This is a genomic window from Thiocapsa sp. C2-2m (assembly GCF_041903745.1).
GTDB lineage: Bacteria > Pseudomonadota > Gammaproteobacteria > Chromatiales > Chromatiaceae > Thiocapsa > Thiocapsa roseilacustris.
The window spans coordinates 1-16,888 of the sequence record NZ_JBBWVD010000063.1 but is presented as its reverse complement, the minus strand read 5'-3'; the positions used below and the strand labels follow the sequence as shown (position 1 = coordinate 16,888).

The following is a 16,888-nucleotide window of genomic DNA, read 5'->3' as shown; positions in this document are numbered from 1 at the left end:
TCAACCCATCCCGCAACGCCACACTCGGCGCCCCCAAGCCGCGCGCGGGCCACGCCGACGTCCGGTGGCCGCTGCCCGGGATCATCCTGCGGCAATGCCTCGCCTGGCGACCGGTACCCGCGTGGGTCCGCCGACTTCAGTCGGCGCGTGTCACGAGCGGTCCCGACGCGCCGGATCGGCCCGCTCGCCCGGGCTCCGTGCCGACTGAAGTCGGCGGACCCGGAGATCGTGCTGTTTCCGGGGGCGTCGACCACCCCGCAGACATCACCCCCGCCGAACAAACTGCGGCAGCTTGGAGAGATTCTTCCACGCCGGCGCCCCCAGCCCGCCGACCCGGTTCGCCCGCAGCGCCCGATAGTCCTCCCGGGACTTCTGCAGGATCTTCCCGAGCGAGCGGTTGCTCACCCCGCCCACGCGCATGCGCACCAGCACCTGCGGCAGGTACAGCACCCGCCCCGACAGCTGCGTCAGCATCCGCAGCATCGGATCCTAGTCCGCCGCGATGCGATAGCGGGTATCGAAGACACCGAAGCGCCCGTAGAGCGCGCGGCGCAGATACAGCGTCGGATGCGGCGGCATCCAGCCCAGACGCAGCCGCGCCGGCCGAAACGTCCCGGAGCGCCAATAACGGATCACCCGACCGGTGTCCTCCCGCGCCACGTACACCAGGTCGCCGTAGACCGCCTCCACCGCCGGATCCGCGAAGGCCCCGGTCACCCGCGCGAGCACCTCCCCATCGGCATAGACATCGTCCGCATGCAGCAGACCCACCACCTCCCCGGTCGCTCGCGCGAGGCCCTTGTTCAGCGCATCCTAGATCCCCCCGTCCGGCTCGCTCACCAGCACCGCGAGCCGGTCGCGATGGGCCTGCAGCACCTCCAGCGTCCCGTCCCGGCTCCCGCCGTCGATCAGGATGTGCTCGAGGTCCGAATACGACTGCCCGGCGACCGAGGCCAGACAGTCGCCGACCGTCTCGACGCAGTTCCAGGTGGCCGTGATGACCGAGATCTTCATAAGCGCAGACCCAACTCATAAGCCAAAAACAAAAAAACCGAGCCCAAGCTCGGTTTCAGTCAACGCACACCCCGCGCCGGCGAGAGCCCCGGCAACCCGGGCCGGAGGCGCTCACACCCGCGCGACGAGACCAACCACTCGCTCCCAACCCGCGAGATCCTGGAAGAATTCCGGTAGGTTGGGCTGAGGAACGAAGCCCAACGCTAAGGTGATTTCCGCAAACTTCCATACCCGTAGGTTGTGCTGACGATAGGAAGCACAACTCGCGCCGACGGTTGGTTGTGCCTCGCGCGGCTCGGCACAACCTACGCTGTTGGTATGAGGGTTTCCGGTATTCGCCTAAGGCCCCGGTCCCCGCCTCATTGTTGCGCGTCCCGCCTCGGCCCAATCGCCGTGGAGCCGTCGCTCCCGATCCCGCGCGGGAGAACTTGCGAAACCTCTCCGCATATCACCGGCCAACCCCCGCCCGCATCACCGATACAAGACCCGCAGCGACAAGACCCGCAGCGTCTGATTCCACATGGTGACCGCGCCCTTCTTCACCGTATTACTGTCGACGATCACCACATCCCCGTCTTCCAACGGCAAGTCGGCGACCCCGCGATCACGCACCGCCGCAAGGTCCACCGCCAGCTCCCGCGGTGCCCCGCTGCCGTCGTGCCGGATCACCCGGATGTTCGAGTCGATCGCCTCCCAGTTGGTCCCTCCGGCCTCGGCAATCGCCTTGAGCACCGTCATGTCCGGGCGCAATGCGAACGAACCCGGCTCGGCCACCGCGCCGTCCACGAAGATGGTCCCGGCCTCGGGCACATAGAGGCTATCCCCGCCGCGCAACACAAGCGTACTCGCATTCGGATTCGCCACCAAATCCCGCAAGTCCAGGATCAGATTCTGCGCGGTCAGCTCCCCGGTCTGCGGATCCGGCCCCACAGTGCGCACCCCGACCGTCGATCCCGCATTCCCGGCCAACCCACCCGCCATCGACAGCACCTCGATCAGGGTCCTCGGACGCGTGATCGGATAGACACCCGGGCGTGTCACGGCGCCCGTCACCGTCACCTCCTGCGAGGCGAACTCCTGGACGAAGATCGCGACCTGCGGCTGATGCACAAAACGGCTTAAGCGCTGCGACAAGAGCTGCTCCGCCCCGCCGACCGTGGACCCGCTCAACCGCAGCTCGCCCACCAGGGGCAAATTCACCGTTCCCGGCCCCGTGATCCGCACGCTCAGACCTTGGATCTCCGGCACCTGCGGCGCCTCGATCTTGATCACGTCGCCCGGTCCGAGCCGATAATCATGGCTTGAGAGGTCCCCGCCGGACCCGGCCGCCGCCATCGCCAGCGCCTGGTTCAGCTCGGTCGCGCGCACGTGCGCCGCCCGGGCCTGCGCCTCCTCGGCGTAAGAAGTCGCACCCTTCTCCCCGTCGCTCGCAGGCGTCCCGGCGCATCCTACGACGGCACCGATCACAACGACCCACACGGCGATCCACCAGAGTCGTTGCCACTGTCTCATCTCGAACCGCCCTCCTTCGTCATCAGGGACTTTCCGACACACTCTGCCCCGCACATCCGGTTACAACCGACCAACGCACTCAAAGATGACGGCCGCTTCTGCGCCCGACCCGCGGAGCCTCCAGACGCCGCGCTAGCGGCCATGTGCAAAAGACCGAAGAATCCGAGGAAGCGTCCAAGTACCAAACCGAGCCAGTGCATCGATCTTTCAAGTTCTCTCTAGGCCGCGTCCGGTCCCACCGCCCCTTGCGCCCCTAGATCTCTCGTCCGCTGCAACAGGTCGTCGAAATACGCAATCGTCGGCTTCAACCCCTCCCGCAACGCCACCCTCGGCTCCCATCCGAGGCTCGCACGAGCCAGGCCGATGTCCGGTTGCCGCTGCTTCGGGTCATCCTGCGGCAACGCCTGATAGACAAGCGCCGAGCGCGAGCCGGTCAGCTCGAGAATGGTCTCGGCCAACTCGATCATGGTGAACTCGCCGGGGTTGCCGAGGTTGACCGGCCCGGTCAGGTCGTCCGGGCTGTCCATCAGACGAATGAAGCCCTCGATCAGATCGTCGACATAGCAGAAGGAGCGCGTCTGCGTCCCCTCGCCGTAGATGGTGATCGGCTTGTTCTGCAGCGCCTGGACGATGAAGTTCGAGACCACGCGGCCGTCGTTGGGGTGCATCCGCGGCCCGTAGGTGTTGAAGATACGGGCGACCTTGATGCGCATGCCGTGCTGGCGGCGGTAGGCGTGTAGGGGCGACTTTAGTCGCCCAGAGGTAGGGGCGACTTCAGTCGCCCGGAAACCAAGCCGCAGGAGCGAGAGGGCGACTAAAGTCGCCGCTACACTTGTCCCGCAACCGCTCCCCGTTGGCGCACCCGGCACGGCGGGGCGTCGGCGCCGACATCGGATCGGGGATGCGCCGGCCCCAAGCAGATCGCTCGGAAGCAAGCGAGGTCGATTCGTCGCCGATCGCGATGACCGTGGTACGTCCCCGGTTTCCCGCGCGAGGCTGGTCGGCGGCTCAATGAAAGAGCGCATCCGGGGAGTCGGCGGTGAGGATGCGCACGGACCAGCGGCGCAGGCTGTCGTTGTCGGCCGATTCGATCCGTTCGCGCAGGGCCTCGGCGGAGTCGGCACCGAATTTGTTTTCGATCAGCCAGAGCAGGAGGTCGGCCTCGCCTCTGTGGTAACCGGCACGCTCGGCGCTGGTGACGTATGGCATCTGTTTGGTCTCCTCGTAGGTGTAGAGCTCCTGAAGGAAAGAGTCCTCCAGGGTTCCGGGCAGTCTGATCATCCAATCGATGACGCGGAACAGCTCCAGGATGTCCTTCCTCGCGTAACCGCGATCATACATCAGGCGAATCAAGCGAAACTTCCAGGCTTTGCGGGTTTCGGCATCCTTGGTGGCCTTGGCGCGGATCTGGGCCATGACGACCAGGGCGAAGGGATTGTCGCTGACCTCCAGCACGGGCCAGGCTGCGGGGGTGTCCCAGTCGATGAGCTTGACCATCGGGAAGCGAAAGGTGATGGAACAGCCCCAGAGGTCGTCGGAGTAGTGCTCGGGACGAAAGCGCGGATCGGTGTCGGCGAGCACGGCGAGGCTGGCGACGGGTACGCCGTGGGCGTCGCGGATCTTGTGGTTGTAGACGAACATGCGCTCGGCGAAGGTCGTCTCGGGCTCGCCCTGCACCTCCACGTGCACCAGCACCCAGGCCGGCTGGCCGTTGAGACGGTGCAGACCGACGAGTTTGTCGGCGTAGCGGCGACCGATGTCGGCGTCGCGGACGATCTGCTGGAACTCCTTGTCGAGGAACCGGTGGCCGCATGACCAGTCGATGCCGGCATGGATGCGTGGAAAGAGCAGCGCGAGGAACTCCGGGAAGTAGCCCTCCAGGGCCTCCTTCCAGGGGCTGTCGTGGTCGCTGCGCGGGGTGCGCTCGGCGGTGTCGGTCATGCGGGGCTCCTGTGACAGGCGATGGTCGCAGTTTAATCCCCTGCAGGGCTTGATGAACACTCAACGTGCCATCCTGGGGCGCTTGAGTGAATTTCGGTTGATGTCGGCTCCGCTGTGCGCACCGATGGCCGATGCGGACCGACGAGGTTTCGTGCACCGTCGCTGCGTGCCCCAGGCGTCACGATCGCCCGTCCGATACTCGGTCCAAACGACACCCCCGACGCTCTCTCCCACTCTGCGCGTAACTCGCTCCCACGCTCCGAGCCTGTGAAAGTATTCGCCGTAGTCGGGTTAGCGCAGCGTAACCCGACATCCCGGCGCCGCATGTCGGGTTACAGTGCGCGCCAACCTGTTCTTTCTCAAAGGCGACGGTGCCGGCGCACCAAAGCCGACCTACGCGATCGGCGCTTCGGTCGACACCGTCGGGGAATATTTGCACGATCTCGGAGCGTGAGAGCCAGTTTGGTGTGGCGCGTGGGAGGCAGTTTGAGTTTGGCCGAGCGCCAGCGATGATGTCGATCCGCGTCGTTTCAGGGATTGGTTCACTCCGCTTGATTGGCACCGCTATTCCTGCGCATCCCGCAGAACATGCATGGCACCGTGGATCACAGCGATGACATCAATTTGGTCCGGTTTAATCTGATATATGATTCTATATGGACCGGAAAAGACTTCCCTGACGTGCTCTTCGTCATATTCCGGTACTCTTCGTCCAGACAGCGGGAACTCGGCGATCTGATTTGACCGTTTCGTGATACGATCGACCGTACGCAACGCGTAGGTTTCCGAATTTTGAGCGATGTAAGTGTGGATCGCATCCAAATGCGCCTCGGCTGTTTCCGTCCAGTGAACTCTCATTCAGGTAATCCGTATTTCCTTCTGATCTCGCCAACATCTTTCGTTCTTCCTGCCTTGCTATCCTCTATCCCTTGCTCAATCGCTTCTCGTACATAAATTTCATGCATCAAGTCGTCCCAAGTTGCATTATTGGGAAGCTGATCAATCAGCTTATACGCATCTGGCTTGCTGACTATCGCAGACATCTTCAACCTCGACATCGATGAATAACCGGACCAGACACACAACCCATCCGGATACAAAGTGTTTACCAAGCGCCCGCGCGCGTTTGCCAGCGCCCTCGAACGCTTCGGATTGGCTTCGGCCTCGGGCAACCGCTCCTCGATCGATCGGTCACTCAGGGATGCTCATGCTGTAGGAGCCTGCACGGAAGTTTTCCATATCGTCATCGGTATGGCGATACGGTGTTTCAAGTTCTGAAACCTCTGGCTTTGGTCACCGTGTCGTCCGTGCGCCTCGGGATCCCACACCCGGACGCGAAACCCCGGACGGACGCCCCGGGACCAGTCGCTCGTGTCATAACTCGCATAACTCGCTCCCACGCTCCGAGACTGTGAAAGTATTCGCCGTAGGTCGGGTTAGCGCAGCGTAACCCGACATCCCGGCGCCGCATGTCGGGTTACGGTGCGCGCCAACCTGTTCTTTCTCAGAGGCGACGGTGCCGGCGCACTTAACCCGACCTACGCGATCGGCGCTTCGGTCGACACCGTCGGGGAGTACTTGCACGATCTCTCCGCGCGGGACTGTCGCCCCGACGCTCCGCGTCGAACCCCGCAGGCAGGGAAACCGGACCCGATCGAGACGCCCACACCTTCATCAAGGCGGTCCGTTGAGCCCGTAGGGTGCGGTGACGCAGGAACCGCGCCTGGTCTGACGCCAACGGTGGAGCACGGTGCGGTTCGTCCCTCACCGCACCCAACGCCCTAATCCGACCTACCGTTTGGGGTTGGGTGCGCGCCAACCTATTCTTTTCCAGGGCCACGGAGCCAGCGCACCTAATCCGCCCTACGCGATCTGTGCAGGTCTTCGCCGGGGTCGGGTTAGCGCAACGTAACCCGACTCCCCGGCTAGCGCCGGCGACCGATTCCGTGAGCGCCTTGCCAGCGCGGCCATCGCCTCTGCCCAAGCGATCCGACACACCGCGGTGGCGGAAGCCGACCCCGCCGCTGCCAGCATCACGTCGGTGAAGTCTTCCCGAATATAGAGCTTGAGCAAGGCGGACGTCTCGCAAAACAGGATCAATCGCGGTCCTCCAGCACCATTCGGCTGACCGGCGTTCCTTCAGCGGACAACTCGACCGGAGGCGCGAGCTGCGGCTTACCGCCACGCCAGGACAAGGTACCCCGTCCGATCAACTCCCGCAGACCTTCGGCGGTGCCCGAGGGAATACCGACGATACGGGCGATCAGCGTGTTGTGGGACGTCACCTCGATCGATTCCCCGGCCTGCGCTCGGGTCAGCATGCGGGAAAGATTGGCCTTCAGATCACGGATCGCCACTTGCATCGGCAGAGACCTCTTTGTCAATTGCGACCACATCGTCGCTCATGAAGAGTTGATTATGGGCACAATTTAAATTCCACCACGCTCCCACACTCCGAGACTGTGCAGGTATTCGCCGGAGGTCGGGTTAGCGCAGCGTAACCCGACATCCCGGCGCCGCAAAGCGCTGCTTTGCGAATCCCCGCGCCCCCCTCCCCCTCATCAAGACATCGCTCACTCCGGCACAAGAAGCCGATCTTCTCCGAATGCGGGCGACCTTGATGCGCAGGCCGTGCTGGGGCCGGCAGACCAAGATTGGATCGGGGATACCGGCAGGCCAGAGTGTCAATCTCGTCGACCTCGGCAGAGAGCGGGAAGGTGGCGTCGTTGCGCAACAACTCGAAGTACGGGCTTTCGAGCGCAGTCCAAAACCGAAAAAACCGGGACAAGGCCCGGTTCTTCAACAACAACGCTCATCCCCAGCTAAGCCAAAAGCCTGTCGGGGCGAATTCATTCGCCCCGACAGCCCCTAAAGGTCTTCCAGCCATTCGCAGACGGAATGCCAATTCACGGAACGTACCCCACCAGCCAGCGCCACCGGCGACATCTCAGGTGATCTCTGAGAAAGGATCGACCGGCCTGTCGGGGCGAATTCATTCGCCCCGACAGGCCGGTGCCGACTAGCATCGCCATCACTCCAACCAAAGACAGGATGCGTTTACCGACGCGGATGATCAGACCTCCTTTCGGGCTCCAGAGAAGGATCGCCTGTGTTCCAACTGAATGAGCTGCATCACGAAACCGTCTGTGACCCGACCTGTCGTCGGCGCACTGTGTTGTCCAGGCGCGGGCGGCCTCTTGCCGTCAGCGAGCACGCAGAAACTCCTCCGGCGTGATATCCGCCTGTTTCAAGATTGCACGCAACGTGCCTTCGGGCATGTCACCCGGATGATTCGGTAGCGTCGTGTATCGCCCGGTCGTCACGTTGAACCAGATCTCGTGACTACCGGCGGCTTGCCGATCGAATGCAAAGCCGAGTTGCTTCAAACGTCGCGCAACGTCCCGATAACGTAAGCCCGCCAATCGCCCCATCCGCCTAAGATCCGATCAACAACGGGTAATCGAATGCGACGCCCACCGGCCTCAACGGCTGCTTTGCCTGACGCTCCGTCTGCGCCTCCAACAGACGCCTCGCCACGTCCTTCGCAATCTCCAATGTCTCCTGAACGGTCCGACCCTGTGCGACCAGACCCTGAATCTCATCGGAGGTTGCTACGTAGCCACCTTCTTCCAATGCCTCGATATGTAAATTGACCAGACACTCCATGAGTACACCCCAAAAACAGATTGCGGAAAACCACGGTAAACGGCCGAACGGCGCTCGGCACGCAAGCGCCTCTGATCTTACTGCTAGCGCCGGCGACCCGTTTCAATGCCGCCACCTCACCCAACACCTAGCAAGGAACTGAGGTTCCCCCGACACCCGGGAGCCGAGACTCAAGCCCCCTGCCCCCGCAACAACCCCTCAAAATACCCAATCGTCGGCATCAACCCATCGCGCAACGCCACCGTCGGCGCCCACCCCAGCCTGTCTTGCGCCAGTGCGATATCCGGTTTGCGCTGCCGCGGATCATCCTGCGGCAACGCCTCATGGATCAGCGCCGAACGCGAGCCAGTCAGCTCAAGGATGGTCTCCGCCAACTCGATCATCGTGAACTCGCCCGGACTGCCGAGGTTCACCGGCCCCGTCAGCTCATCGGGGCTGTCCATCAGACGAATGAAGCCCTCGATCAGATCGTCGACATAGCAGAAGGAGCGCGTCTGCGTCCCCTCGCCGTAGATGGTGATCGGCTGGTTCCGCAGCGCTTGGACGATGAAGTTCGAGACCACGCGGCCGTCGTTGGGATGCATCCGCGGCCCGTAGGTGTTGAAGATACGGGCGACCTTGATGCGCATCCCGTGCTGGCGGCGGTAGGCGTGTAGGGGCGACTTCAGTCGCCCAGAGGTAGGGGCGACTTCAGTCGCCCGGAAACCAAGCCGCAGGAGCGAGAGGGCGACTAAAGTCGCCGCTACACTTGTCCCGCAACCGCTCCCCGTTGGCGCACCCGGCACGGCGGGGCGTCGGCGCCGACATCGGATCGGGGATGCGCCGGCCCCAAGCAGATCGCTCGGAAGCAAGCGAGGCCGATTCGTCGCCGATCGCGATGACCGTGGTACGTCCCCGGTTTCCCGCGCGAGGCTGGTCAGCGGCTCAATGAAAGAGCGCATCCGGGGTGTCGGCTGTAAGGATGCGTTCGGACCAGAGACGCAAGGTGTCGCTGTCGGCGGATTCGACACGCTCGCGCAGGGCATTGGCAGAGGTCTCGCCGAACTTCTTTTCGATCAGCCAGAGCAGGAGGTCGGCCTCGCCCTGACGATACCCTTTCTCGATCCCAGCGCGCTCGACGGTGGTGACGTACGGCATCTGTTTGCTCTCCTCGTAGGTGAAGATCTCTTGGCGGAAGGCCGTTTCCAGGGTTCCGGGCAATTGGATCATCCAATCAATGACGCGGAACAGCTCCAGGATGTCCTTGCGTGCGTAGCCGCGATCATACATCAGGCGAATCAAGCGAAACTTCCAGGCTTTGCGGGTTTCGGCATCCTTGGTGGCCTTGGCGCGGATCTGGGCCATGACGACCAGGGCGAAGGGGTTGTCGCTGACCTCGAGCGCGGGCCAGCGTTCGGGGGTGTCCCAGTCGATGAGCTTGACCATCGGAAAGCGAAAGGTGATGGAACAGCCCCAGAGGTCGTCGGAGTAGTGCTCGGGGCGAAAGCGCGGATCGGTGTCGGCGAGCACGGCGAGGCTGGCGACGGGTACGCCGTGGGCGTCGCGGATCTTGTGGTTGTAGACGAACATGCGCTCGGCGAAGGCCGTCTCGGGCTCGCCCTGCACCTCCACGTGCACCAGCACCCAGGCCGGCTGACCGTCGAGTCGGTGCAGACCGACGAGCTTGTCGGCGTAGCGGCGACCGATGTCGGCGTCGCGGACGATCTGCTGGAACTCCTTGTCGAGGAACCGGTGGCCGCGTGACCAGTCGATGCCGGCATGGATGCGTGGAAAGAGCAGCGCGAGGAACTCCGGGAAGTAGCCCTCCAGGGCCTCCTTCCAAGGGCTGTCGTGGTCGCTGGGCGGGGTGGGCTCGGCAGTGTCGCTCATGCGGGGCTCCTGTGACGGGCGATGGTCGGAGTCCAGTCCCCTGCAGGGTTTGATGAACAGGCGACGCACCGTCCCCAGGTGCTTGAGTGCCTTTGGCTCGACGTAGGGTCCGATGTGCGGAGGTCCGGCGGCCGTTGCGGGCTGGCGAGGGTTTTTCGATCCCGAGCGGGAATACTTTTCACGATCTCAGAGCGTGGAAGCGACGAAGCGCTTCTGATCGGTCTGAAGACAGAGGCTGGCTGTCGTGTCTCAGGCGGCTTGCTTGGTCTTCTCCGTCAGGTGAAGATCGACATGGATCTCGTTGAACGGGCAGCAGACACCACCACTGATTGTGCGCTCCAAGAGTCCCACGTTCACCAGCGCGTCCACATCCTCGGACACCCGCTTGACGTCGCGGCCGGCGCGCCGAGCGGTCTCGCGCAAGCCGAGCTCGCCGGCCCCGATGAGCAACTGCAACAATGCCCACCGACGCTCCGTCAGTTGGCTGAAAAAGGCGGCCGGGCTCTCGAAATTGAGCGTTTCGCCTCGGTAGCCGGACGCACTGAAGGCGCCTGCCTGGGCGCGTAGCAGATCCTTCCAGTGCGGGGACATTGTGATCGTCAGTCTGCGTTGCGGCATCGTTGGACCTCCTCGATGAAGTCTTCGATCAGTTGCTCGGGGCCGCTGAACCGGTATGGGTGTTCCTTGCCGCCGATGTGGCAGTGGTCACCTTTGCCACGCTCGTTGTCGAAACCAATCAGCCGTCGTCCATTGCGCACATAGACCAGACGGTATTTGTAACAATGTCCGGACGGTGGTACTGGCTCCGGGAGTCGCCAGACCACCAGCTCAATGATGTCACCCTCTAGGGTGACGTCCTTGAGGCGTGTGATCAGTTCAGCAGACATGCCGGAGAATGTGCCTATCAGGTCGACCGTTGTCAATCATGCCAACATTGGCTGGCTCGGGGTGGATGCGCAGCTGTTGCAGGCAATGGAGATCTATGCGCTCGGTATGCCGGCCGGGCCTTGTCTTTCCTGCCGGGTGGGCTCGGCGGGGCGGATTCGGCCGTATCGGTCGAGGTAGGGCCCGCTCTGTGGACCGATAGCCTCACTGAAAGAGCGCATCCGGGGTGTCGGCGGTGAGGATGCGCACGGACCAGCGGCGCAGACTGTCGTTGTCGGCCGATTCGATCCGTTCGCGCAGGGCCTCGGCGGAGTCGGCACCGAATTTGTTCTCGATCAGCCAGAGCAGGAGGTCGGCCTCGCCTTGGCGATACCCTTTCTTGATCCCGGCGCGTTCGGCGCTGGTGACGTACGGCATCTGTTTGGTCTCCTCGTAGGTGTAGAGCTCCTGAAGGAAAGAGTCCTCCAGGGTTCCGGGCAGTCTGATCATCCAATCAATGACGCGGAACAGCTCCAGGATGTCCTTGCGTGCGTAGCCGCGATCATACATCAGGCGAATCAAGCGAAACTTCCAGGCTTTGCGGGTTTCGGCATCCTTGGTGGCCTTGGCGCGGATCTGGGCCATGACGACCAGGGCGAAGGGGTTGTCGCTGACCTCGAGCGCGGGCCAGCGTTCGGGGGTGCCCCAGTCGATGAGCTTGACCATCGGGAAGCGAAAGGTGATGGAACAGCCCCAGAGGTCGTCGGAGTAGTGCTCGGGGAGGAAGCGCGGATCGGTGTCGGCGAGCACGGCGAGGCTGGCGACGGGCACGCCGTGGGCGTCGCGGATCTTGTGGTTGTAGACAAACATCCGCTCGGCGAAGGCCGTCTCGGGCTCGCCCTGCACCTCCACGTGCACCAGCACCCAGGCCGGCTGACCGTCGAGCCTGTGCACGCCGACGAGCTTGTCGGCGTAGCGGCGACCGATGTCGGCGTCGCGAACGATCTGCTGGAGCTCCTTGTCGAGGAATCGGTAGCCGAGGGACCAGTCGATGCCGGCATGGATGCGTGGAAAGAGCAGCGCGAGGAACTCCGGGAAATAGCCCTCCAGGGCCTCCTTCCAAGGGCTGTCGTGGTCGCTGCGCGGGGTGGGCTCGGCGGTGTCGGTCATGCAGGGCTACTGTGACGGGCGATGGCCGGTCGCCGATCGCGATGACCGTGGTACGTCCCCGGTTTCTGCATGGGAGCGTCGCCAACCTAGCGAATCCCGACGAGGAATGCGGCCGGCAGAAGTATGGGAATCCCATGCCAGGGATGCAGAGTCGTCAGGTGTGGATCGCTGGAAACGATCAGGTCCGCCTCGGCCGTCTCGGCCAGTGCCAGAAACATGTTGTCCTTGGGGTCTATGCAATCCGAGACCGTCGTCGGCACCTCCACGACAACGGCCCGAGCGCGAAACCCCGCCGCGAAATCGTCCCGTTGCCGTGGCGGCGCGTAGCGATCGAACTTCGGCCGACTCAGCACGGCCACAAGCTCGGCCAGGGTCTCCCGGCTGACGCACACGTCGAAATTGAGCAGAGCCTTCTCCAAGGCCAAGGCCGGGACTGAACCCGGGCGAATCGCCGCGCTCACCAGAACACCCGTGTCCAGGACGATCCGCCTAGCGAAGCTCATGGACGAGTCGATCGATGTCCTCGTCGGTCAGGGCCGCTGCCTCCGGTGAGGCGGCGATAGCTCGCCGATAGTTTGCATACCATCGCACCGCCTCTTCCCTGCGCCTGCGTACGTCGCCCAGCTCCCTGAGGTCGTGTTCCGAAACCACGTAGGCGACCGGCCGCCCGCGGCGCGTAATCTCGATCGGCTCCCGCTGCGCCCGATCAATCAACTCTCCGAAACGGCTCTGGGCTTCGACCGAAGTCACGACAATCATGCTGCCCCCTAAATGGGTGAAATGGCCAGAACGACTACTTTAGTGAGGATTGTCCTTGGCCACAACACCCAGGAGCCGAGCCTCAAGCAACCCTCCGCAACAACCCATCAAACGAGCCGATCGTCGGCTTCAACCCATCCCGCAACGCCACCCTCGGCGCCCCCCGAGCCGCGCGCGGGCCCAGCCGACGTCCGGTGGCCGCTGCCCGGGATCATCCTGCGGCAACGCCTCGCCTGGCGACCGGTACCCGCGTGGGTCCGCCGACTTCAGTCGGCGCGTGTGACGAGCGATCCCGACGCGCCGGATCGGCCCGCTCGCCCGGGCTCCGTGCCGACTGAAGTCGGCGGACCCGGAGATCGGGCTGTTTCCGGGGGCGTCGACCACCCCGCAGACATCACCCCCGCCGAACAAACTGCGGCAGCTTGGACAGATTCTTCCACGCCAGCGCCCCCAGCCCGCCGACCCGGTTCGACCGCAGCGCCCGACAATCCTCGCGGGACTTCTGCAGGATCTTCCCCACCGAGCGGTTGCTCTCCCCGCCCACGCGCATGCGCACCAGCACCTGCGGCAGATACAGCACCCGCCCCGACATCTGCGTGAGCATCCGCAGCATCAGATCGTAATCCGCCGCGATGCGATAGCGGGTATCGAAGACACCGAAGCGTGCGTAGAGCGCGCGGCGCAGGTAGAGCGTCGGATGCGGCGGCATCCAGCCCCGACGCAGCCGCGCCGGCCGAAACGTCCCGGAGCGCCAATCGCGGATCACCCGCCCGGTGTCCTCCCGCGCCACATACACCAGGTCGCCGTAGACCGCCTCCACCGCCGGATCCGCAAAGGCCCCGGCCACCCGCGCGAGCACCTCCGCATCGGCATAGACATCGTCCGCATGCAGCAGACCCACCACCTCGCCGGTCGACCGCGCGAGGCCCTTGTTCAGCGCATCGTAAATCCCCCCGTCCGGCTCGCTCACCAGCACCGCAAGCCGGTCGCGATGGGCCTGCAGCACCTCCCGCGTCCCGTCCCGGCTCCCGCCGTCGATCAGGATGTGCTCAAGATCGGGATAGGACTGGCCGGCGACCGAGGCCAAGCAATCGCCGACCGTCTCGACGCAGTTCCAGGTGGCCGTGATGACCGAGATCTTCATAGGCGAGACCCAACTAAGAAGCCCAAAACAAAAAAACCGAGCCTAAGCCCGGTTCAGTGACCTCACGCCCCGCGCCGGCAACAAGAGCGCCGGCAACCGGGTCAGACGCGCTCACTCCCGATCGGAGAGACTCCCAACTCCGTCGCGGCACCCGGATAGCGAAAAGTGGTTCCGTAAGGTGTGAGGATTTCGGCAGCCTCCGCCAGTTGGCTGAAGGATGCATCCAACCCGACACAGGTGTCGATCAGCAGAACCAAGTCATGGACACGGCGAATGGGCCGCCCATGGGCTGCAAGAAACGCCTTGAGTGCCTTTTCGCCGGCTTGCTGACAGTGATAGACCGCTGTATCGGGATACGGGGGCGTACCTTCCAATAGTCGTGAGGCCGAAGCAAGGATTAAGCGCCATGCTGACGTAGTCTGGAATCCGTTTGGCGCAGTCTCGCGCAGCCTTTGCGATCCAGCGACCTGAGAAAGAGGTCGCCGGAGAGTGTTTCGTCACCGATCGCGATTACCGTGGTACGTCCCCGGTTTCCCGTCCCCGGTTTCCACTCTTCGCGGTTACCTCCTTTCAGGTAACACGTACATGCCCATGTCGGGCACACGAGGGTGGACGAGCGACAGCGAAGTCCACCGAATCCCGCGCCGACGCTGGTGTACTGTGCTACGCGTGTCCATCCGGCAACGTGCCGACTCACAACCCATCGACGCGCAGTCCCGCTCGACTCGCGGCATCGCCTTGCCGCTGGTCCGCAGTGATGAAAACGTCCACCTTCAGCGCGAGTGCGCTGCCGATATGGATGGCATCCATGCCACGCAACAGGTTGTTTTCAAGGCAGACAATCGACTGCGCCAGGACCTCGGGCGTGATGTCGCAAATCGCCGCGTCCTCGATGTCGGCCAACAGCAACGACTTCAGCTGCCGATACTGGGCCTCGTCGATCTTGCCTTCGCGACGCAGGCGGCAGAAGGCCGATACGATCTCCGGCAACGCGATTCCGGAGAGACCGATTTCGCCGGCGCGGTCGCACCATGCCAGCACGGCTTCGGTGCCTTCTTCGCGGACATAGCGCTTGACGAAGGCCGAGCTATCAAAAAAAACGCGCATCAAAGCCGTTCCTAAACCCCGGCGTCGCGCTCGTCGAGAATCATCCGACTGACCAACACGCCATCCAGGACCAGCGGTTGGGCCTTGCGGCGCTTCCAGGATGGGAGATCGGCCTCAACCGGGACGATATCGGCAATGGGTTTGCCGTTGCGCAGCACCCGCACGGTCTCACCCGATTCGACCATATCGAAGTAGGTCTTGGCATGGTTCCGCACTTCGGTGAAGTTGGCTTGTTTCATGTCGGCCTCGCGATGTACAAAATAGTGTAAGCATAAATGTACATCCCGAGTTTCGCCAGTCAAAGACAGCCGATAGCCTTCATGGGCAGAGACCATCGACTGGCTTTCGCGCTGGTCGGTCGATCATTGTCGTCACCGGTAACTCGCTTCCACGCTCCGCGTGGGAGTGTCGCCCCGACGCTCCGCGGCGGACCCCGCAGGCCGGGAAACCGGACCCGATCCAGACGCCAACGCATTCATGGAGCGTCGGACGCGAAGCGTCCACACCACACTCCCACGCAGAGCCTGGGAGCGAGCTACGCCGCACCCGATAGCCCTTGAAGCGCGATCCCGCCGGCAGTTCCATGCCGGGGGGGATCCCGACGGTGTCGTGGATGGTGAGCTGCGTGGTTTTGGGCCGCTTCGCCGAGCCCGCTCGCTTGCGCGCTCCACCGGTTCCGTCACCGGCCCCGGTTCCGGCGTCACCGCCGGCGTCACCCTCGGAGCTTCCGGGCTCGGTCTGCTGCTCCATCCCGCTCGGCTTGAACTTCGGTCGAGCCTTCTCGCCCTTGAGTATCGCAATCTCGTCGCGCAACTGCCCGATGAGCTCGGCTTGCCGGCGCTGTTCTTCAAGCAGCCTAACGCGCAACAGACACCATCCCCACCAGAAGAAATCTGCCTGGACGGGGAAGCTGCTCTGCGTGTCACCCGGGCAGATCGAGGACGTCCCCCGACTCCAAGCCCAACACGCGGGCTGCATTCCGTAAACGCCTGTCGAAACAGGCAAACTGGACCGGCTCGCCACTTGCCTCATGCAGCGTGCGCGCAGCGGCGAGTTGGACGCTGTCGTAGCCCCGCAGTGCAAAGGTGTCCGCATAGTCGCCAGCCAGCTCAACCAGCGCTTGGGTGACCTCGATGATCGCGTAGTCATTCCAATCGTTGCGCAGACGGCACCGGACGGCATCGATTGCACCGGCATCAGCTGAATGATCGCGTGAGCGCCTTGCCAACGCGGCCATCGCCTCTGCCCAAGCGATCCGACACACGGCGGTGACGGAAGCCGACGCCGCCGCTGACAACATCATGTCGGTAAAGTCTTCCCGAATGTAGAGCTTGATCAAGGCGGACGTATCGCAAAACAGGATCAATCGCGGTCCTCCAGCACCATTCGGCTGACCGGCGTTCCTTCAGCGGACAACTCGACCGGAGGCGCGAGCTGCGGCTTACCGCCACGCCAGGACAAGGTACCCCGTCCGATCAACTCCCGCAGACCGTCCGCGGTGCCCGAAGGAACACCGACGATACGGGCGATCAGCTTGTTGTGGGACGTCACCTCGATCGATTCCCCGGCCTGCGCTCGGGCCAGGATGCGGGAAAGATTGGCCTTCAAATCACGGATCGCCACTTGCATCGGAAGGAGCCTCTTTATCAATTGCGACCACATTGTCGCTCATGAAGCGTTGATTGTGGGCACAATTTAAATGCCAACCCGTTCCTGCGCTAATCGTGGCGGCAAAAACCTTGGCGGCCAACATAGGGGAGTGAGATCCGATGACGAAGACGATCGAAGTAGCCGATCTACCGGAATTCGACATGGCCCAGTACCTCGGCACCGCGGAGGATG

The 16,888-nt window shown here is 63.5% G+C and carries 20 protein-coding genes and 3 pseudogenes; all 23 read right to left on the bottom strand.

Annotated elements, in window-relative coordinates; translation table 11 throughout:
* Positions 1–264: 264 nt before the first annotated feature.
* Positions 265–474, bottom strand: a complete 210-nt coding sequence (locus AADX97_RS27250; RefSeq protein ID WP_374237468.1) for a hypothetical protein — start codon at positions 472–474, stop codon at positions 265–267.
* A 15-nt stretch (positions 475–489) separates the two neighbouring features.
* A pseudogene (locus AADX97_RS27245) lies at positions 490–1,014 on the bottom strand (glycosyltransferase family 2 protein).
* A gap of 471 nt (positions 1,015–1,485) precedes the next feature.
* Positions 1,486–2,526, bottom strand: coding sequence for an SLBB domain-containing protein (locus AADX97_RS27240; protein WP_374237402.1), 1,041 nt, complete (start codon positions 2,524–2,526; stop codon positions 1,486–1,488).
* Between the two features lie 218 nt (positions 2,527–2,744).
* Positions 2,745–3,257: pseudogene (locus AADX97_RS27235) on the bottom strand (NAD-dependent epimerase/dehydratase family protein); the annotation flags it as partial.
* Between the two features lie 277 nt (positions 3,258–3,534).
* The gene (locus AADX97_RS27230) at positions 3,535–4,467 is read right to left on the bottom strand and encodes a hypothetical protein (protein WP_374237403.1); all 933 of its coding nucleotides are present in this window, start codon (positions 4,465–4,467) and stop codon (positions 3,535–3,537) included.
* Positions 4,468–5,031: 564 nt separating this feature from the next.
* Positions 5,032–5,325: a type II toxin-antitoxin system RelE/ParE family toxin gene (locus AADX97_RS27225; protein WP_374237404.1), complete on the bottom strand. Its 294-nt coding sequence runs from the start codon at positions 5,323–5,325 to the stop codon at positions 5,032–5,034.
* Positions 5,322–5,639, bottom strand: coding sequence for a hypothetical protein (locus tag AADX97_RS27220; protein ID WP_374237405.1), 318 nt, complete (start codon positions 5,637–5,639; stop codon positions 5,322–5,324). Before AADX97_RS27220 ends, AADX97_RS27225 begins: the two co-directional genes overlap by 4 nt.
* Positions 5,640–6,563: 924 nt before the next feature.
* Positions 6,564–6,830: a type II toxin-antitoxin system Phd/YefM family antitoxin gene (locus tag AADX97_RS27215; RefSeq protein ID WP_374237406.1), complete on the bottom strand. Its 267-nt coding sequence runs from the start codon at positions 6,828–6,830 to the stop codon at positions 6,564–6,566.
* An 840-nt stretch (positions 6,831–7,670) separates the two neighbouring features.
* A complete protein-coding gene (locus AADX97_RS27210) occupies positions 7,671–7,898 on the bottom strand; it encodes a type II toxin-antitoxin system HicA family toxin (protein WP_374237407.1) in 228 nt (75 codons plus the stop codon).
* A gap of 405 nt (positions 7,899–8,303) precedes the next feature.
* Positions 8,304–8,780: pseudogene (locus AADX97_RS27205) on the bottom strand (NAD-dependent epimerase/dehydratase family protein); the annotation flags it as partial.
* 277 nt (positions 8,781–9,057) lie between these two features.
* Positions 9,058–10,002, bottom strand: a complete 945-nt coding sequence (locus tag AADX97_RS27200) for a hypothetical protein (protein WP_374239346.1) — start codon at positions 10,000–10,002, stop codon at positions 9,058–9,060.
* A gap of 249 nt (positions 10,003–10,251) precedes the next feature.
* Positions 10,252–10,620, bottom strand: coding sequence for a transcriptional regulator (locus AADX97_RS27195; RefSeq protein ID WP_374237381.1), 369 nt, complete (start codon positions 10,618–10,620; stop codon positions 10,252–10,254).
* The gene (locus tag AADX97_RS27190) at positions 10,602–10,925 is read right to left on the bottom strand and encodes a DUF6516 family protein (protein ID WP_374237380.1); all 324 of its coding nucleotides are present in this window, start codon (positions 10,923–10,925) and stop codon (positions 10,602–10,604) included. The genes AADX97_RS27195 and AADX97_RS27190 overlap by 19 nt, the downstream gene beginning before the upstream one ends.
* A gap of 166 nt (positions 10,926–11,091) precedes the next feature.
* Entirely contained in the window at positions 11,092–12,036 is a 945-nt protein-coding gene (locus AADX97_RS27185; RefSeq protein WP_374239159.1) for a hypothetical protein, read from the bottom strand.
* A gap of 86 nt (positions 12,037–12,122) precedes the next feature.
* Positions 12,123–12,539 (bottom strand): putative toxin-antitoxin system toxin component, PIN family, encoded by a 417-nt coding sequence (locus tag AADX97_RS27180; protein WP_374237459.1) that lies wholly within the window; start codon positions 12,537–12,539, stop codon positions 12,123–12,125.
* Positions 12,526–12,795: a type II toxin-antitoxin system Phd/YefM family antitoxin gene (locus AADX97_RS27175; protein ID WP_374237460.1), complete on the bottom strand. Its 270-nt coding sequence runs from the start codon at positions 12,793–12,795 to the stop codon at positions 12,526–12,528. The genes AADX97_RS27180 and AADX97_RS27175 overlap by 14 nt, the downstream gene beginning before the upstream one ends.
* 394 nt (positions 12,796–13,189) lie before the next feature.
* Positions 13,190–13,939, bottom strand: a complete 750-nt coding sequence (locus tag AADX97_RS27170) for a glycosyltransferase family 2 protein (protein ID WP_374237461.1) — start codon at positions 13,937–13,939, stop codon at positions 13,190–13,192.
* Positions 13,940–14,040: 101 nt separating this feature from the next.
* Positions 14,041–14,337 carry a HEPN domain-containing protein gene (locus AADX97_RS27165; RefSeq protein WP_374239347.1) on the bottom strand — a complete coding sequence of 99 codons (297 nt, stop codon included), beginning with the start codon at positions 14,335–14,337 and terminating at the stop codon, positions 14,041–14,043.
* Between the two features lie 295 nt (positions 14,338–14,632).
* The gene (locus AADX97_RS27160; RefSeq protein ID WP_374237462.1) at positions 14,633–15,046 is read right to left on the bottom strand and encodes a type II toxin-antitoxin system VapC family toxin; all 414 of its coding nucleotides are present in this window, start codon (positions 15,044–15,046) and stop codon (positions 14,633–14,635) included.
* Between the two features lie 11 nt (positions 15,047–15,057).
* Complete coding sequence (locus AADX97_RS27155; protein WP_374237463.1) at positions 15,058–15,285, bottom strand: type II toxin-antitoxin system Phd/YefM family antitoxin; 228 nt, start codon at positions 15,283–15,285, stop codon at positions 15,058–15,060.
* 683 nt (positions 15,286–15,968) lie between these two features.
* Complete coding sequence (locus AADX97_RS27150; protein ID WP_374237464.1) at positions 15,969–16,412, bottom strand: type II toxin-antitoxin system VapC family toxin; 444 nt, start codon at positions 16,410–16,412, stop codon at positions 15,969–15,971.
* Complete coding sequence (locus AADX97_RS27145; protein WP_374237465.1) at positions 16,409–16,675, bottom strand: type II toxin-antitoxin system Phd/YefM family antitoxin; 267 nt, start codon at positions 16,673–16,675, stop codon at positions 16,409–16,411. Before AADX97_RS27145 ends, AADX97_RS27150 begins: the two co-directional genes overlap by 4 nt.
* Positions 16,656–16,888, bottom strand: a 233-nt coding sequence (locus tag AADX97_RS27140; RefSeq protein WP_374239345.1) for a hypothetical protein, incomplete at its 5' end; no start/stop codon positions are given. The genes AADX97_RS27145 and AADX97_RS27140, both read right to left, overlap by 20 nt.

Excerpts from the sequence above, each read along its gene's own strand:
- AADX97_RS27225 (WP_374237404.1), bottom strand. The coding sequence starts at position 5,325 with ATGAGAGTTCACTGGACGGAAACAGCCGAGGCGCATTTGGATGCGATC.
- AADX97_RS27200 (WP_374239346.1), bottom strand. The coding sequence starts at position 10,002 with ATGAGCGACACTGCCGAGCCCACCCCGCCCAGCGACCACGACAGCCCT.
- AADX97_RS27180 (WP_374237459.1), bottom strand. The coding sequence starts at position 12,539 with ATGAGCTTCGCTAGGCGGATCGTCCTGGACACGGGTGTTCTGGTGAGC.
- AADX97_RS27230 (WP_374237403.1), bottom strand. The coding sequence starts at position 4,467 with ATGACCGACACCGCCGAGCGCACCCCGCGCAGCGACCACGACAGCCCC.
- AADX97_RS27145 (WP_374237465.1), bottom strand. The coding sequence starts at position 16,675 with ATGCAAGTGGCGATCCGTGATTTGAAGGCCAATCTTTCCCGCATCCTG.
- AADX97_RS27250 (WP_374237468.1), bottom strand. The coding sequence starts at position 474 with ATGCTGACGCAGCTGTCGGGGCGGGTGCTGTACCTGCCGCAGGTGCTG.
- AADX97_RS27240 (WP_374237402.1), bottom strand. The coding sequence starts at position 2,526 with ATGAGACAGTGGCAACGACTCTGGTGGATCGCCGTGTGGGTCGTTGTG.
- AADX97_RS27210 (WP_374237407.1), bottom strand. The coding sequence starts at position 7,898 with ATGGGGCGATTGGCGGGCTTACGTTATCGGGACGTTGCGCGACGTTTG.
- AADX97_RS27175 (WP_374237460.1), bottom strand. The coding sequence starts at position 12,795 with ATGATTGTCGTGACTTCGGTCGAAGCCCAGAGCCGTTTCGGAGAGTTG.
- AADX97_RS27155 (WP_374237463.1), bottom strand. The coding sequence starts at position 15,285 with ATGAAACAAGCCAACTTCACCGAAGTGCGGAACCATGCCAAGACCTAC.
- AADX97_RS27195 (WP_374237381.1), bottom strand. The coding sequence starts at position 10,620 with ATGCCGCAACGCAGACTGACGATCACAATGTCCCCGCACTGGAAGGAT.
- AADX97_RS27215 (WP_374237406.1), bottom strand. The coding sequence starts at position 6,830 with ATGCAAGTGGCGATCCGTGATCTGAAGGCCAATCTTTCCCGCATGCTG.
- AADX97_RS27160 (WP_374237462.1), bottom strand. The coding sequence starts at position 15,046 with ATGCGCGTTTTTTTTGATAGCTCGGCCTTCGTCAAGCGCTATGTCCGC.
- AADX97_RS27185 (WP_374239159.1), bottom strand. The coding sequence starts at position 12,036 with ATGACCGACACCGCCGAGCCCACCCCGCGCAGCGACCACGACAGCCCT.
- AADX97_RS27170 (WP_374237461.1), bottom strand. The coding sequence starts at position 13,939 with ATGAAGATCTCGGTCATCACGGCCACCTGGAACTGCGTCGAGACGGTC.